A 15,346-nucleotide genomic window follows, 5' to 3' on the forward strand; every position below is an offset into this window, starting at 1 on the left:
TTGCCGGGCCGCTGGTGTCGCGGACCACACGAAGTGGGGGAGCCTGGGGGAGCAACTAGTTCTGGTGGAGATCGCGGCCGCGCGTCTCGGGCAAGCAGAGCGCAACCACGACCACGATGGCGTACGCCACCGCCGCACACACGCCGATCGCGGAGCCCAGCGACATGTTGAATCGATCGCTCAACACGCCCACCAGCGCCGGAAAGGTGGCGCCGATGCCGCGCCCGAAGTTGTAGCAAAACCCCTGCCCCGAGCCGCGCAGCTCGTTGGGGAACAGCTCGGCCAGGAAGGCGCCCGCACCGCTGAAGATGCCCGACATGAAGAAGCCCAGCGGGAAGCCCAGCACCAGCATCATCGCGTCGGTGATCGGCAGCAGCGTGTAGGCATAAACCAGCGTGCCGGCCCCGATCGCGAAGACGATGAAGGCGAGCCGGCGGCCGAGCCGGTCCGACAGGTAGGCGCCGCAGAGGTAGCCCAGGAAGGCGCCGACAATGAACATGAACTGGTAGCCGCCCGAGCCCAGCACGGTGAGATGCCGCTCGTTCTTCAGGAAGGTCGGCAGCCACACGCCGATGGCGTAGTAGCCGCCCTGCATGCCGGTGAAGAGCAGGCTGGCCAGCACCGTGGTGCCCAGGATGCCCGGCTTGAAGATGGCGAGGAAGTTGCCGCTGCGCTCGCCGCGCGCCACCGCTGCGCGGGTCTGCACGTAGATTTCCGGATCACGGATCGAACGGCGGATGAAGACGATGAGCACCGCCGGCAGCAGGCCCAGCAGGAACATCACGCGCCACGACACCTCCGGCGGCAGGAAGGAGAACAGCGCCATCGACACCAGCACCGCCGCGCCCCATCCGATGGCCCAGCTGCTTTGCACCAGGCCCACCGCCTTGCCCCGGTAGGCAGGGCGGATCATTTCGGCGATGAGCACCGAACCCACCGCCCATTCGCCGCCGAAGCCCAGGCCCTGCAACGTGCGCGCGACCAGCAATTGCCCCGGCGTCTGCGCCAGGCCGCAGGCGAAGGTGAAGATCGCGAACACCAGGATGGTGAGCTGCAGGATGCGCACGCGGCCGTAGCGGTCGGCCAGGATGCCCGCGAGCCAGCCGCCCAGCGCCGAGGCCACCAGCGTGGCGGTGCCGATGAAGCCGACCTCGGTCTTGCTCATGCCCCAAAGCGCCAGCAGGATCGGCGTGACCAGCGGCAGCGTGTAGTAGTCGAAGGCATCGACCGCGTAACCGCTGAAGGACGCGGCCAGCGTGCGCTTCTCGTTGCGGTTCAGCGTGCCGAGCCAGTTGCGGCCGGACGTGGCCTCGCCTCCCGAATGCACGGGATCCAGTGTGCTCATGTCTTGTCTCCTTGGTTCGTCTGTCTGGAATCGAAGCGGCCTAGAAGCAGGCCAGGTGGTGGTGCAGCAGGTCGGTGACGAGCATCGAGCCTGGTGCATGGGTGATCGCGAAAGGCAGCCGCGCCTGCGCCAGCGCGGCCTGGGGCGTGACGCCGCAAGCCCAGAACACGGGCAGCTCGTCGGGCATGACTTCCACCGCATCGCCGTAGTCCGGCTCACCGATCGCGCGGATGCCGATCAGCGCCGGGTCGCCCAGGTGCACGGGCGCGCCGTGCACGGCCGGAAAGCGTGAGCAGATCTGCACTGCGCGGATGGCATCGGCAGCGCGCAGCGGCCGCATCGACACCACCATGGGTCCGCTGAAGGGGCCGGCAGGCACGGTCTGGATGCCGGTGCGGTACATGGCCACGTTGCGGCCTTGCGTGACGTGGCGCAGCGAGATGCCCTCGGCCAGCAAGCCGTGTTCGAAGGTGAAGGAGCAGCCGATGACGAAGCTCACCAGGTCGTCGCGCCAGAGCGCGCGCACGTCGGTGGGCTCGTCGACCAGTTCGCCGTCGCGCCAGACGCGATAGCGCGGCAGGTCGCTGCGCAGGTCGATGTCGTCGCCCAGCGCCGGCAGCGACGGGTTGCCGGGCTCCGATACACCCAGCAGCGGGCAAGGCTTGGGGTTGGCCTGGCAATAGCGCAGGAAGTCCGCCGCATGAACTTGCGGAAGGATGACGAGGTTGGCCTGCACCTGCGCTGCCGCGAGGCCGCTGGTGTGCGAGTCGAGCTGCCCGCTGCGGGCGGCGAGGCGCACCGCGTGGGCGCTGCTGCTCGCGCCGGGGGTTTGAAAGGGTTGTTGAAGGCTGGACATGGGCGTTGACGTGTCGATGAAGCGGATTGTGGGAATCCGCCCGTTCGAGCGCCAACGCAAAGTTTCTTGCTCAGCTCATCGATTTTTTCGATGAACTGGAACCGTGCGACGCATGCACCACGGCGGAGCCCAGTGCCGCCTCGGGCAGCGGCGACGACGGATCGTCCCGGTAGCTCGCGTAGATGGGCAGCGGCTCCATCGTCTGGTCGCAGGGCAGCACCCGCAGCGGCAGGCGGCGCGCCAGCGGCTCGACCACCGCACGCGGCAGCGTCGCCACGCCGAACCCGGCCTCCACGAGCTGCGCCATCGCCGAGATCGACGATATGGCGTGCACGCGCGGCGCCGGGCTGCCCGCCTCGCGGAACAGCTCCAGCAGCGCCACGTGCGGCTGCGAGCCGCGCTGAAAGGTCAGCAGGTCCAGCGCCAGCAGGTCGGCGAGCTTGTAGCGCCGGCGCAAGTGCAGTTCGCGGTGCCCGACGAAGCACATCGGCATCGGAGGCACGGCCCGCGTGCGCACGCCGTCGCCGGTGGCCGGCAGCGCGGCGAACACTAGGTCTTGCTTGCCGCGCTGCAGCTGATCGACCAGCACGGGCGTGGTTTCCACCGTCAGCTCCAGCTCGAAGTCCGGATGCGTGGCCTGCATGTGCTTGAGCCATCCGGTCAGCCAGCTGTGCACCACCGATTCGATGGCACCCACGCGCAGCACCGTTTCGCGCACGGTGCCGGAACCCATCTCGGCCTTGATGTTCATCTGCATCTCGAGCAGCCGCTGGGCGAAGGCGTGGAAGCGCTGGCCGGCCACGGTCAGCCGGAACTGCTTGTCGCGACGGTCCAGCAGCAGCACGCCGAGCTCGCGTTCGAGGGCGGCGATGCGGCTGGACAAGGCCGATTGCGTCAGGTGCAGTTTTTCGGCTGCGCGCGTGACGCTCTTGAGGGCGACCGCCCAGTGGAAGGCTTCGACGAATCGCAGGTTCATGGCCAGAGGGTAAGGGAGAGCGAGCAAGGCAGATAGACTCCGGCGCACAAGGAGACATCATGCAAATCGTCATCACCGGCGGCGCCGGCTTCCTGGGCGCCCGACTCGCCCGCACGCTCCTGGCCAGTGGAAGTCTGTCCCTGGCAGGCGCCCCGGCGCAACCCATCGAACGCATCACGCTGGTCGACCGGGTCGCCCCACCCGACGACCTGGCCGGCGACACGCGCATCGCCGCCGCCGTGGGCGACCTCAACGACCAACTGGCCGCGCCCGATGCCAGCTACTGGGCCACCGCCGCCGCCGTGTTCCATCTGGCGGCCGCCGTCAGCGGCGAATGCGAGGCCGACTTCGACCTGGGCATGCGCAGCAACTTCGCCGCCACCCACGCCCTGCTCGAACGCCTGCGCGGCCTCGGCACGCGGCCGGTGCTGGTGTTCTCCAGTTCGCTGGCGGTGTTCGGCCACTCGCCCGAGCAGCCGGTGCCCGCGGTGATCGGCGACGAGACGCTGCCCACGCCGCAGTCCAGCTACGGCATCCAGAAGTTCATCGGCGAGCAACTGGTGGCCGACTACACGCGCAAGGGCTTCGTGCGCGGCCGCAGCGTGCGCCTGATGACGGTGAGCGTGCGTCCGGGCCGGCCCAACGGCGCGGCGTCGAGCTTCTTCAGCGGCATGATCCGCGAGCCGCTGGCCGGTGTTCGCGCCGCTTGCCCGGTGCCCGACGACACCCTCGTCGCCCTCGCCTCGCCCGCGCGCACCATCGAGGGGCTGGTCCGCGCCGCCGAAGTCGACGACACCCGATGGGGCCCGCGCACCGCGCTCAACCTGCCATCGATCAGCCTCACCGTGGGCGAGATGGCCGCGGCCCTCGAACGCGTGGCCGGCCCGACCGCCACCGCCCTGCTCGACCGCACGCCCGACCCGGCCATCCAGCGCATCGTCAAGACCTGGCCCGGCCGCTTCGAGGCGCCCCGCGCCGCCGCCCTGGGCCTGAAGACCGACGCCAGCTTCGAGCAGGTGATTCGCGACTACGTCCGTGAAAATCCCGACGCTGTGAAGCTGCCCGTCAATGCATAGTCATACGTTTGGAAAAACGTCCACAGGAGACCCTCTCATGAAGTTGCACCGACTGGCCGCCGGCCTGTCCCTCGGCCTCGGTCTGGCCTGCGCCGCCCACGCGCAGACCACCACCCTCAAGATCGGCTACGCCACCACCAAGGAGTCTCACTACGGCGTGGGCTCCACGGTGTTCTGCGACGAAATCGAGAAGGGCACCCAGGGGCGCTACAAGTGCCAGCACTTCCCCAACTCCGCCCTGGGCGGCGAGCGCGAGCAGATCGAGGCGGTGCAGTTGGGCACGCAGGACCTGGTCAACACGTCGACCGGGCCGGTCGGCAACTTCGTGCCCGAGGTCAAGATCGTCGACATCCCGTTCCTCTTTCGCGACTACGACCACGCGCGCAAGGTGATGGACGGCCCGATCGGCCAGGACATCCTCTCCAAGTTCCCGAGCAAGGGCATCATCGCCCTGGCCTGGACGGAGAACGGCTTCCGCCACATGACCAACAGCAAGCGCGACATCGTGAAGCCGGCCGATGCCGCCGGCCTGAAGATGCGCACCATGGAGAACAAGGTGCACATGGACGGCTACCGCACCTTCGGCATCCTGCCCACGCCCATGGCCTTTCCCGAGCTGTTCGGCGCGCTGCAGCAGGGCACGGTCGACGGGCAGGAGAACCCGATCCCCGTCATCCTGTCGTCGAAGTTCGCGCAGGTGCAAAAGCACCTGTCGCTGACCGGGCACGTCTACTCGCCGGCGCTGCTGCTCATGTCGCCGCGCGTGTGGAACAAGCTGTCGGACGCCGACAAGAAGGTCTTCGTCGACGCGGCGCGCAAGGGCGGCGAAGCCCAGCGCAAGAAGGTCAACGAGGACGAGAACAACGGCATCGCCCAGCTCGAGAAAGACGGCATGAAGGTCACCCGCACCGTCGACGGCGCCGCCTTCCGCGAAGCGCTGAAGCCGGCCTACGCGAGCTACGCGAAGGAATTCGGGGCCGACAACATCAAGAAGATCACCGACGTCAAGTAAGCGCAAGGCGGCCGACCCGGCCCCTCCCGCCCGGTGGACCCAGCGCGGCACCGGGCGTTCTTGTTTCGCAAAACTGCAAAACCCATAACAACAGACTGCAACTGACAACCGGCCAACGTCGTGAAGACCTTCGAACGCTACTTCCTCGCCGCCAACCGCTGGGTGCTGATCCTGCTCCTGGCTTCCATGTCCGTGATCATCTTCGTCAACGTGGCGATGCGCTACCTCACCAGCAACTCGCTCGAATGGGCCGAGGAGGTGTCGCGCCACATGATGATCTGGCTCACCTTCCTCGGCGCCGGGCCGGTGCTGCGCTACGGCGGCCACATCGCGGTCGAGAACCTGCAGGACGCATTGCCGCCCAAGGGCGGCATTGCATTGCGCGCGGTGGTCGCGGCCCTGCTCTTCGCCTTCTTCGGCTTCATGGTCTGGTACGGGTGGCTGTACATGGAACGCACCATGTTCCAGCTGACCGCCGTCACGCAGATTCCGTTCGCCTATATCTACAGCGCCATGCTCTTCGGCGGCGTGCTGCTGATCATCCACTGGCTGCTGATCGTGCGCGGCTATGTGCTGCGCCGCGAGTTCGCGTCCGACGGGCACTTCGACGCGACCGCGAGCGCATCGCTATGAGCGCCAGCATCGTCCTCATCGTCTCGACGTGCATCTTCCTGGCCATCGGCGTGCCGGTGGCGTTCGCGCTGGGCCTGGCCACCGCGGCCACGCTGATCCTGGCCGAGCAGTTTCCGTTGATGGTGCTGCTCAAGGAAACCTTCACCGGCATCGACAGCTTTCCGCTGATGGCCGTGCCCTTCTTCATCCTGGCCGCCGAGCTGATGAGCGGCGGCTCGCTCACCGAAGTGCTGCTGCGCTTCGCGGGCCAGTTCGTCGGCCACCGCCGCGGCGGGCTGGGCTACACCAACGTGGTGTCGCTGACCTTCTTCTCGGGCATCTCGGGCTCGGCGCTGGCCGATGCCGCCGGGCCGGGCTCGATGCTGATCAAGATGATGGACAAGGCCGGTTACGACCGCTCGTACGCAGCGGCGCTGACGGCCTCGACCGCGATCGTCGGACCGATCATTCCGCCGTCGATCATCATGATCATCTACGCGCTGCAGGACGACAACGTGTCGGTCGGCAGCCTGTTCGTCGCGGGCATCCTGCCCGGCATCGTGATCGCGGTCGCGATGTGCGTGGTCAATTTCTACGTCTCGAAAAAGCGCAACTACCGCGGCGACGGCGGCATGCCGCCCTGGCGCGAGGTGCTGCTGACCACCTGGAAGGCGCTGCCCGCCATCCTGCTGCCGGTGGTCATCCTGGGCGGCATGCGCGCGGGCTGGTTCACGCCGACCGAAGCCTCGGTGGTGGCCGTGTTCTACGCGCTGGTGTGCGGCAAGTTCGTCTACCGCACGCTCGAATGGAAGGCGCTGCCGGACATCCTGTCGCGCTCCGCGCTGCTGTCGGCCTCGGTGCTGATCATCATCGGCCTGTCGGCTTCCTTCGCGTGGATCCTCACGATCGAGGGCATTCCGCAGCAGATGGCCGAGTGGCTGGTCAGCATGAACCTGTCGCCGTGGATGTTCCTGGTCATGGTGAACATCTTCCTGCTGCTCTTCGGCATCTTCATCGAGCCGCTGCCCGGGGTGATGGTGCTGGCGCCCATCCTGGCACCCGTGGCGGTCAAGCTGGGGGTGGACCCGACGCACTTCGCGATGATCGTGATCTTCAACCTCACGCTCGGCATGATCACGCCGCCGGTCGGCGGGCTGCTGTTCGTGACCTGCAACGTCTCGAAGGTGCCGATGTCGCAACTGGTGCGCGAACTCGTGCCGTTTTTATGGGCGCATGGCGCGGTGCTGGTGCTGCTGACCTTCGTGCCGGCGTTGAGCACGTGGCTGCCGCACTTGTGGGGATTTAAGTAGTCGCGCGGCCCGGCTTCGCACGGCGTCTTGGCCGACACCCCGGGCCAGGCGAGCCACGAATAGTCGTTAGGATTGCGGCTGTTTCCGGCGGCCTGCGCCGCTGTTTCCGTATCCTAGGAGGCAACCGCGCTTCTTTCTCCCCCTTGTGCAATGACATGACGAGTTACGGATTTGTTCATCTGGAATTCGGTGATGGGCAGCGTGCCCGCTCCCTCCAGGTCCTGGAGCCGCTGAAAGCGAAGACAGTTGAAGCAGGCGACCGCGCCTCGCTCGTGATCGTCGACAACGCACCGAACGACACGAGCGCCGAATTGCGCCGGACGGCCTTCGACCAGGCCTTCGTCGTCAATGGCGACAACAGCAACCGCGAGTTCTCCGGCTGGGACAGCGGCGTCCAGGCATTGCTGGCGCGTGGTGAGACGCCCGATGTCTGGCTCTTCACGAACGACACTATCTCGCTCAACCACGCCTGGAGCGAGCCTCGGCTCGTGCGCTTCGGCGCGGAGGTGCGCAAGCTCGCGCTGCACACCGCTCCCTGGATGTTCGGCGAGATCAACGATTTCCCCCGCTCCACCATGACCCCGATCGGCCCGCTGCTCGAATGGGTGTCGACCTACTGTTTCGCGATGAACGAGGCCCTGCGCAGCAGGCTGGGCACGCTCTCGCCCGGCAACGAGCTGCTCGATTCGCTGGTGCACGATCGCTACGAAACCGGCCGCGGCGTGTTCCGCGACAAGGTCGATGCCGCGTATGTCGATTTCGTGTCGGCCTGGCTGATCAACGACGGTGACGATGGCCAGGACAAGAAGCGCCGCTTCAAGTGGGACCACGAATGGCACAAGGCCAGCGCGCTTGGGGTGGACAACTTCGACGATCTGCGGATGAAGGCGCGCTGCTGCCTGTCCGAAAGCATGCTCAGCGTGCGCGCCCGCCAATTGGGCGCCGACATCCGCTCGCCCTACGACGGCCGCAACGCACGCGAGCATGTCCGGCGCTCCATGCAGTTCCTGCAGGACAAGCTGTGGGAAAAATTCCTGCTCCGGCGCATGCGGACGGAGCGTTCCTGAAGCCTCGATCCCTTACACTCGCCCGGTCAGGAGAGAGCTTCGCTGCGCGCGAAGCCGCCGAAGGCGCAGGTCCCCAAACACGGGCCCGAACGCTCAGGCAAAAGGACTGACGAGGCGCCCGCTGACCCGGGCGTTTTCCTTGCTGGAGAGAGACGGCGCAGCCCTCGGGCGATGCCGTCCACCGAAGGAGCAAACCCCGATCGTGGGGCGAATCTCTCAGGTAAAGCGGACAGCAGGGGTGGCCCATGGCGTCACGGCCATGGATTCGGACTGCCCCTTGGAGAGTGCCTTGGCCTCTGCTTCCGACGACGATCTGCAAACGACCCCGCTGCACGCCCTGCACCTGGAACTCGGCGCCCGCATGGTGCCCTTCGCGGGCTACTCGATGCCGGTGCAGTACCCGGCCGGCCTGATGGCCGAGCACAAGCACACCCGCACCGCGGCCGGCCTGTTCGACATCTCGCACATGGGCCAGTTGCGCCTGTCCGGGCCCGACGCCGCTGCCGCCTTCGAAACCCTGATGCCGCAGGACGTGATCGGCCTCGCCCCGGGCAAGCAGCGCTACGGCCTGCTGCTCGACGACGAGGGCGGCATCCTCGACGACCTGATGTTCTTCAACGAGGGCGGCGACTCGATCTTCGTGATCGTCAACGGCGCGTGCAAGGCGAGCGACATCGCCCACATCCAGGCCCGAATCGGACAGCGCTGCACCGTGCAGCCCCTGCCCGACCACGCCCTGCTCGCGTTGCAGGGCCCGCAAGCCGCCGCGGTGATGGCGCGCCTGTCGCCCGGCAGCGAAAAGCTCGTTTTCATGACCGGCGGCCCGCTGCAGATCGGCGGCATCGCCGCCTTCGCCACGCGCAGCGGCTACACGGGCGAAGACGGTTTCGAGATCTCCGTCGCCGCGCAGGACGCCGAGGCCCTCGCCCGCCTGCTGCTCGCGCAGCCCGAGGTGCAGCCGATCGGCCTGGGCGCACGCAACTCGCTGCGGCTCGAAGCCGGGCTTTGCCTCTACGGCAACGACATCGACACCACCACCACGCCGGTCGAGGCCGCGCTGACCTGGGCCATCCAGAAGGTGCGCCGCAGCGGCGGCGCGCGCGAAGGCGGCTTTCCGGGGGCTGCCAAGGTGCTGGCCCAACTCACCGCGGCCGACGGCGCCGCCGGCCATCTCGACCACGACACGCTCACGCGCAAGCGCGTCGGCCTGGTGGCGCTCGAGCGCGTGCCGGTGCGCGACGGCACGCCGCTGCAATCCTTCGAAGGCCACGCTATCGGCCAGGTGACGAGCGGCCTGCTCGGGCCCACGGTGGATCGCCCCGTCGCGATGGGCTACGTGGCCCTCGCCTACGCCGAGCCCGGCACCCGCATCCAGGCCGTCGTGCGCGGCAAGGCCGTGCCGATGGAAGTGAGCACCATGCCTTTCGTGCCCGCGCACTACTACCGCGGCTAGCAGACTCTTTCCCCGATATCGTCTTCCGACATCTTCTCTCGATATCTTTCCCCGACATCCTTTTCCTGACCTCTCTTCCCCAAGGAGCTTTTCCATGAGCATCAAGTACACCAAGGACCACGAGTGGGTGAACGCCGAAGGCGACACCGCCACGGTGGGCATCACCCTGCATGCGCAGGACGCGCTGGGCGACGTGGTCTTCGTCGACCTGCCGCAGGTCGGCCAGGGCTACGCGCAGGGCGAAGTGGCCGGCGTGGTCGAGTCGGTCAAGGCCGCGGCCGACGTCTTCATGCCCATCGGCGGCGAGGTCACCGAGGTCAACGAAGCCTTGCGCGCCGACCCCTCGCTGGCCAACAGCGCGCCCGAAGGCGAAGGCTGGTTCTTCAAGATCAAGGTCGCCGAGCCCGCACAGCTCGACGCCCTGCTCGACAAGACCGCCTACGACAAGTTCGCCGACGAAGCCTGAAGCCCCTCGAAGTTTCCGCAGCCCCTGAACCGAGTTTCCATGCCGAAGTCCTCCCTGCCTTCCCTGCCCACCTTCGCCGACCTGGAGAACGCGGGCGAATTCATCGCCCGCCACATCGGCATCGAAGCCGAGGACGAAGCACGCATGCTCGCGGCGGTCGGTTCGAAGACGCGCGCCGAGCTCATCGACGGCATCGTGCCGCCGGCCATCCGCCGCAGCCATCCGATGCAGCTGCCGTCGCCGACGACCGAAGCCGACGCGCTGGCCGAGCTGCGTGCCATCGCCGCCAAGAACAAGGTCTCGCGCAACTTCATCGGCCAGGGCTACTACGGCACGCACACGCCGGGCGTGATCCTGCGCAACGTGCTCGAAAACCCGGCCTGGTACACGGCCTACACGCCCTACCAGGCCGAGATTTCTCAGGGCCGCATGGAGGCGCTGCTCAACTTCCAGACCATGGTCTGCGACCTGACCGGCATGGCGATCGCCAATGCGTCGATGCTCGACGAAGCCACCGCCGCCGCCGAGGCGATGACGCTGGCGCGCCGCAGCGTCAAGAGCAAGAGCCGCGTGTTCCTGGTCTCGGGCGACTGCCACCCGCAGACCATCGAGGTCATCAAGACCCGCGCCGCGCCCATGGGCATCGAGGTCAAGGTGAGCACGGTGTCCGAAACGCTGCCGCACCTGATGGCGAGCGGCGACTTCTTCGGCGCGCTGGCGCAATACCCGTCGACCACCGGCCACGTGCACGACCTGCGTCCGCTGGCCGGCCACGCGCACGCGTGCGACGCCGCCTTCTGCGTGGCGGCCGACCTGCTGGCCCTGACGCTGCTGGCGCCACCCGGCGAGTGGGATGCCGACATCGTCTGCGGCACCACCCAGCGCTTCGGCATGCCGCTGTGCAACGGCGGCCCGCACGCGGCCTACCTGGCCTGCCGTGACGACTACAAGCGCTCTCTGCCGGGCCGGCTGGTCGGCGTGAGCGTCGACACCCAGGGCCGCCCGGCCTACCGCCTCGCGCTGCAGACGCGCGAGCAGCACATCCGGCGCGAGAAGGCCACTTCGAACATCTGCACGGCGCAGGTGCTGCCGGCGGTGGTGGCCAGCATGTACGCGGTCTACCACGGGCCGCAAGGCCTCGAGCGCATCGCCCAGCGCGTGGCGGCGCTCACCGCCATCCTCGCCCAGGGCCTGGAGCAGATGGGCCGCGAGCTGGCCAACGCCACCGCCTTCGACACGCTGACCGTGATGACCGGCGACGACACGCCGAAGATCGTCGAGCGCGCCCAGGCCGGCGGCGTCAACCTGCGCCAGGGCCTGCAGCAGCACCTGGGCATCTCGCTCGACGAAACCACCACGCGCACCGACGTCGAAACGCTGTGGGCGCTCTTCGTGCCGGCCGGCACGCCGATGCCGCGCTTCGAGGAACTCTCGAGCACGGTCGGCTCGCGCATTCCGCTGGACCTGCGCCGCAGCAGCGACTTCCTGACGCACCCGGTGTTCAACACGCACAAGAGCGAGACCGCGATGCTGCGCTACATCCGCAGCCTGTCTGACAAGGACCTGGCGCTCGACCGCAGCATGATCCCGCTGGGCAGCTGCACCATGAAGCTCAACGCGACCAGCGAGATGATCCCCATCACCTGGCCCGAGTTCGCGAACATCCATCCCTTCGCGCCGGCCGAGCAGCTCAAGGGCTATGCCGAACTCGACGCGCAGCTGCGCGCCTGGCTGTGTGAAGCCACCGGCTATGCGGGCATCAGCCTGCAGCCCAATGCCGGCTCGCAAGGCGAATACGCCGGCCTGCTGGCCATCAAGGCCTTCCACGAAGCCAAGGGCCAGGGGCACCGCAACGTGTGCCTGATCCCCTCGTCCGCCCACGGCACCAATCCGGCCAGCGCGCAGATGGTCGGCATGAAGGTGGTGGTGACGGCCTGCGACGCGCAGGGCAACGTCGACATCGACGACCTGCGGCGTGAATGCGAGAAGCACCGCGACGACCTGGCCGCGGTGATGATCACCTACCCCAGCACCCACGGCGTGTTCGAAACCCGCGTGAAGGAGCTGTGCGAGATCGTGCATGCCCACGGCGGCCGCGTGTACGTCGATGGCGCCAACATGAACGCGCTGGTCGGCGTGGCCGCGCCCGGCGAGTTCGGCGGCGACGTGAGCCACCTGAACCTGCACAAGACCTTCTGCATTCCGCACGGCGGCGGCGGCCCCGGCGTCGGCCCCGTGTGCGTGGTGGAAGACCTGGTGCCCTATCTGCCGGGCCACGTGAGCGGCGGCATCCCGGGCAGCGGCGTGGGCGCCGTGTCGGCCGCGCCGCTCGGCAATGCCGCGGTGCTGCCGATCAGCTGGATGTACTGCCGCATGATGGGCGCGAGCGGGCTGCAGGCCGCGACCGAGGTCGCCATCCTCAGCGCCAACTACGTCAGCGCGCGGCTCAAGGACCACTACCCGACGCTCTACGCCAGCCCCAATGGCCACGTGGCGCACGAATGCATCCTGGACCTGCGCCCGCTCAAGGACACGAGCGGCGTCACGGCCGAGGACGTGGCCAAGCGCCTGATCGACTACGGCTTCCACGCGCCGACGCTGAGCTTCCCGGTGCCCGGCACGCTGATGGTCGAACCCACCGAGAGCGAACCGCTGGCCGAGCTCGACCGCTTCGTCGACGCCATGATCGCCATCCGCGGCGAAATCCGCCGCATCGAGGAAGGCATCTGGCCGCGCGAGGACAACCCGCTCAAGAACGCGCCGCACACGGCCGACAGCCTTCTCGGGTCCGAATGGACGCGGCCCTACTCGCGCGAGCTCGGCGCCTTTCCGATCGACGAGGTCAGGCTGACGAAGTACTGGCCGCCGGTCGGGCGCATCGACAACGTGTATGGCGACCGCAACCTGTTCTGCAGCTGCGTGCCGGTGAGCGACTACGCCTGATCACGGCCGGACCTCGCGTCCGGCCGGGCGCCTCCGAACTCACGCCGCCCGGCGATAGGTTCCGTACTCGATGCGGTTGAGCACCGCCGTGACCGTCGGGAAGGCCGGGTAGACCGTTCCGAACAGGTACTGCAGCGCGCTGCGGACGCAGTTTCCCTGGTCCAGGCTCGCGAACTCGAACATCCCGTAGTTCGGGTCCATGAACACGTGGTTGTTGTTCGCGGTCCAGTGCATGGCGACCGCATGGCCCGACGGGCCGGTGGTCGTCGTCATGTCGATGCCGATCACCATGGCCATGTTGTTGCCGTAGGTGTTGAGCGCAGGATCGGTGACCGAAGCGATCGCCGCCGCCAGCGTGTTGAACCCTGTCGTCGGGTCGAGGTGAACCAGATCGACATTGGCGAAGGTCCGCCCCTTGGGATACAGGTCGTCCATGCGAGCTGTGAAGCGATCCCAGGTCTGTCTGCCTTGAGCGGCCGCTCCCGTGCGCTGGGGCGCCTGCAGGGCGCCCTGCTTGGCCTGGAGTCCGTTGATCAGTTGCAGCAGCGTGCCGACTTGCACCGAGTTGGCGGAGCCTGTCCACGTGTAATAGCTGCGAAGCCGCGTGCTCAGCGAATCCGACAAAGGCAGTTCCCTGGAGTTGCCGAGTTGCCGGTTGGAGTTGTAGTAAGGCACCAGCACGGCCAGGAGGTCGCGAAGCTTGTTGAACTCGGCCTCATAGGCCGCGCGTGCCGTGTCGTAATTGCTGTCGTTGACTCTGCGCACATCGGTTCGAATCGCGTAGAACTGGTCCCAGGCATTCCCCTGGCGGTTCGCCTGGTCGTGCCGCCGCTGGGCGAAGTCGTAGCCTTCGTCGGCCTGCCGGGCAGGATTGGGCCCGTACGACGCCCGCCCGCCCTGCAGCACGCGCCTGACCCAGTCCAGGCAGATCCCGTGGCAATAGCCCTGGGCCATGGCGACCCCGGCCTGCCACGCCCGGCCCTCGCCGCTCTGGTTGAAGTTGTCGATCTGCCTCTGCGATAGATTTGTCAGGTGCTGGATGACTTGTGCGCGGTCGGGCATGGCGTGCTCCGTGTTCGAACTGCCCGGTGGCGGACCCACAGGCTGCGCGTCGGATTTTGGGCGCGCTCCACGGGGCGGAACAATTCGCCAGTTGGCATATTCCCCTGTCACCAGCACCGTAGGCGTTTCACATTTTTACAACCCGGCTGCGTCGTCCTGGTCGATTCGGGATGTGCTGCTTCGACGTTCAATCAGAGCCGCATTTCGCAGCTCACTCAACCACGGCAAACAAGCCAACCCAGCACAGGAGTACGACATGCGTTTCATGGTCATCGTCAAAGCAACCCCCGACACCGAAGCCGGCGTGATGCCCACCGAGAAGGAGCTCACCGACATGGGCCAGTACAACGAAGCACTGGTCAAGGCCGGCGTGATGTTGGCCGGCGAAGGCCTGCACCCCACGTCGAAGGGCGTGCGCGTGCGCTTCGAGGGCAAGCAGCGCACCGTCATCGACGGGCCTTTCAGCGAAACCAAGGAGCTGATCGCCGGCTACTGGCTGTGGCAGGTGCGCTCCCGCGACGAAGCCATCGAATGGCTCAAGCGGGCGCCCTTCGACGGCGGCACCGAGATCGAGCTGCGCCAGGTCTTCGAGATGGAAGACTTCGGCGCCGAACTCACGCCCGAGTTGCGGGAGCAGGAAAAGCGCCTGGCCGCCGAGATCGGGTCGCGCAAGGCCTGAACGGCCTCGCATCGAGGACACCGCCGTGCAAGCCACTGCCACCCTCCCCGCCGCCGCGCCCCGCGGCGGTGCGGCCCGCTGGACCGGCCGCGTGCTCAGCGCGCTGGTCGTTCTGTTCCTGCTCTTCGACGGCCTGATCAAGGTGCTGCGGCTCGACGTCGTTCGCGAAACCCTTGCGCAGCTCGGCTATCCGCCCGAAGTCGGCTTCGGCCTCGGTGTGCTGACCCTGGTCATCGGCGTGCTCTACGCGCTGCCGCGCACGGCCTTGCTCGGCGCCGTGCTGCTCACCGGACTGCTCGGTGGCGCCATCGCGACACATCTGCGCGTCGGCAGCCCGCTCTTCAGCCACATGCTGTTCGGCGTCTACATCGGGCTCATGGCCTGGGGCGGGCTCTGGCTGCGCGACGAGCGGCTGCGCGCACTGCTCCCGGTGCAGCGCTGATCGCGCGCTATCCTTGCGATCCTTGACGACAACGAGGACCGCAGCGG

At 67.5% G+C, this 15,346-nt stretch carries 14 protein-coding genes and 2 riboswitches; of the genes, 10 read left to right on the forward strand and 4 right to left on the reverse strand.

Annotation, left to right across the window (positions count from 1 at the left end; all coding sequences use genetic code 11):
• Positions 1-55: 55 nt before the first annotated feature.
• From B0W80_RS03420 to B0W80_RS03430, 3 genes are all read right to left on the reverse strand, one after another.
• Positions 56-1,345: an MFS transporter gene (locus B0W80_RS03420; protein WP_076997699.1), complete on the reverse strand. Its 1,290-nt coding sequence runs from the start codon at positions 1,343-1,345 to the stop codon at positions 56-58.
• A gap of 40 nt (positions 1,346-1,385) precedes the next feature.
• Positions 1,386-2,201, reverse strand: a complete 816-nt coding sequence (locus tag B0W80_RS03425; RefSeq protein ID WP_076997700.1) for a putative hydro-lyase — start codon at positions 2,199-2,201, stop codon at positions 1,386-1,388.
• A gap of 70 nt (positions 2,202-2,271) precedes the next feature.
• A complete protein-coding gene (locus B0W80_RS03430; RefSeq protein WP_076997701.1) occupies positions 2,272-3,177 on the reverse strand; it encodes a LysR family transcriptional regulator in 906 nt (301 codons plus the stop codon).
• Between the two features lie 59 nt (positions 3,178-3,236).
• Here B0W80_RS03430 and denD point away from each other — a divergent pair, with 59 nt between their 5' ends.
• The 8 genes from denD (at position 3,237) to gcvP (ending at position 13,116) form a co-directional block, all read left to right on the forward strand.
• Complete coding sequence (gene denD, locus B0W80_RS03435; protein WP_076997702.1) at positions 3,237-4,253, forward strand: D-erythronate dehydrogenase; 1,017 nt, start codon at positions 3,237-3,239, stop codon at positions 4,251-4,253.
• Between the two features lie 37 nt (positions 4,254-4,290).
• A complete protein-coding gene (locus B0W80_RS03440; protein WP_076997703.1) occupies positions 4,291-5,265 on the forward strand; it encodes a TRAP transporter substrate-binding protein in 975 nt (324 codons plus the stop codon).
• 120 nt (positions 5,266-5,385) lie between these two features.
• On the forward strand, positions 5,386-5,898 hold the full coding sequence (locus B0W80_RS03445; RefSeq protein ID WP_076997704.1) for a TRAP transporter small permease: 513 nt from the start codon (positions 5,386-5,388) through the stop codon (positions 5,896-5,898).
• Entirely contained in the window at positions 5,895-7,187 is a 1,293-nt protein-coding gene (locus B0W80_RS03450; protein ID WP_076997705.1) for a TRAP transporter large permease, read from the forward strand. The genes B0W80_RS03445 and B0W80_RS03450 overlap by 4 nt, the downstream gene beginning before the upstream one ends.
• A 155-nt stretch (positions 7,188-7,342) precedes the next feature.
• A complete protein-coding gene (locus B0W80_RS03455; RefSeq protein ID WP_143684459.1) occupies positions 7,343-8,254 on the forward strand; it encodes a hypothetical protein in 912 nt (303 codons plus the stop codon).
• Positions 8,255-8,271: 17 nt separating this feature from the next.
• Positions 8,272-8,373: riboswitch (glycine riboswitch) on the forward strand.
• 13 nt (positions 8,374-8,386) lie between these two features.
• Positions 8,387-8,497, forward strand: a riboswitch (glycine riboswitch).
• A 16-nt stretch (positions 8,498-8,513) separates the two neighbouring features.
• Positions 8,514-9,707, forward strand: coding sequence for a glycine cleavage system aminomethyltransferase GcvT (gene gcvT / locus B0W80_RS03460; RefSeq protein ID WP_076997707.1), 1,194 nt, complete (start codon positions 8,514-8,516; stop codon positions 9,705-9,707).
• 94 nt (positions 9,708-9,801) lie between these two features.
• Entirely contained in the window at positions 9,802-10,173 is a 372-nt protein-coding gene (gene gcvH / locus B0W80_RS03465; RefSeq protein WP_076997708.1) for a glycine cleavage system protein GcvH, read from the forward strand.
• Between the two features lie 39 nt (positions 10,174-10,212).
• Positions 10,213-13,116, forward strand: a complete 2,904-nt coding sequence (gene gcvP / locus B0W80_RS03470; protein WP_076997709.1) for an aminomethyl-transferring glycine dehydrogenase — start codon at positions 10,213-10,215, stop codon at positions 13,114-13,116.
• Between the two features lie 39 nt (positions 13,117-13,155).
• Here the strand turns inward: gcvP and B0W80_RS03475 are convergent, their stop codons facing one another.
• A complete protein-coding gene (locus tag B0W80_RS03475; RefSeq protein ID WP_076997710.1) occupies positions 13,156-14,178 on the reverse strand; it encodes a YopT-type cysteine protease domain-containing protein in 1,023 nt (340 codons plus the stop codon).
• A gap of 256 nt (positions 14,179-14,434) precedes the next feature.
• On the opposite strand from B0W80_RS03475, the gene B0W80_RS03480 reads away from it, so the two are divergent.
• Positions 14,435-14,857: a YciI family protein gene (locus B0W80_RS03480; protein ID WP_076997711.1), complete on the forward strand. Its 423-nt coding sequence runs from the start codon at positions 14,435-14,437 to the stop codon at positions 14,855-14,857.
• A gap of 25 nt (positions 14,858-14,882) precedes the next feature.
• Positions 14,883-15,299 (forward strand): DoxX family protein, encoded by a 417-nt coding sequence (locus B0W80_RS03485; RefSeq protein ID WP_076997712.1) that lies wholly within the window; start codon positions 14,883-14,885, stop codon positions 15,297-15,299.
• Positions 15,300-15,346 lie beyond the last annotated feature (47 nt).

Source organism: Variovorax sp. KK3, assembly GCF_001984055.1.
Classification (GTDB): Bacteria; Pseudomonadota; Gammaproteobacteria; order Burkholderiales; family Burkholderiaceae_C; genus Variovorax.

Coding starts and splice junctions, on each gene's coding strand:
- B0W80_RS03420 (WP_076997699.1), bottom strand. CDS start 1,345: ATGAGCACACTGGATCCCGTGCATTCGGGAGGCGAGGCCACGTCCGGC.
- B0W80_RS03425 (WP_076997700.1), bottom strand. CDS start 2,201: ATGTCCAGCCTTCAACAACCCTTTCAAACCCCCGGCGCGAGCAGCAGC.
- B0W80_RS03430 (WP_076997701.1), bottom strand. CDS start 3,177: ATGAACCTGCGATTCGTCGAAGCCTTCCACTGGGCGGTCGCCCTCAAG.
- denD (WP_076997702.1), top strand. CDS start 3,237: ATGCAAATCGTCATCACCGGCGGCGCCGGCTTCCTGGGCGCCCGACTC.
- B0W80_RS03440 (WP_076997703.1), top strand. CDS start 4,291: ATGAAGTTGCACCGACTGGCCGCCGGCCTGTCCCTCGGCCTCGGTCTG.
- B0W80_RS03450 (WP_076997705.1), top strand. CDS start 5,895: ATGAGCGCCAGCATCGTCCTCATCGTCTCGACGTGCATCTTCCTGGCC.
- B0W80_RS03455 (WP_143684459.1), top strand. CDS start 7,343: ATGACGAGTTACGGATTTGTTCATCTGGAATTCGGTGATGGGCAGCGT.
- gcvT (WP_076997707.1), top strand. CDS start 8,514: ATGGATTCGGACTGCCCCTTGGAGAGTGCCTTGGCCTCTGCTTCCGAC.
- gcvH (WP_076997708.1), top strand. CDS start 9,802: ATGAGCATCAAGTACACCAAGGACCACGAGTGGGTGAACGCCGAAGGC.
- gcvP (WP_076997709.1), top strand. CDS start 10,213: ATGCCGAAGTCCTCCCTGCCTTCCCTGCCCACCTTCGCCGACCTGGAG.
- B0W80_RS03475 (WP_076997710.1), bottom strand. CDS start 14,178: ATGCCCGACCGCGCACAAGTCATCCAGCACCTGACAAATCTATCGCAG.
- B0W80_RS03480 (WP_076997711.1), top strand. CDS start 14,435: ATGCGTTTCATGGTCATCGTCAAAGCAACCCCCGACACCGAAGCCGGC.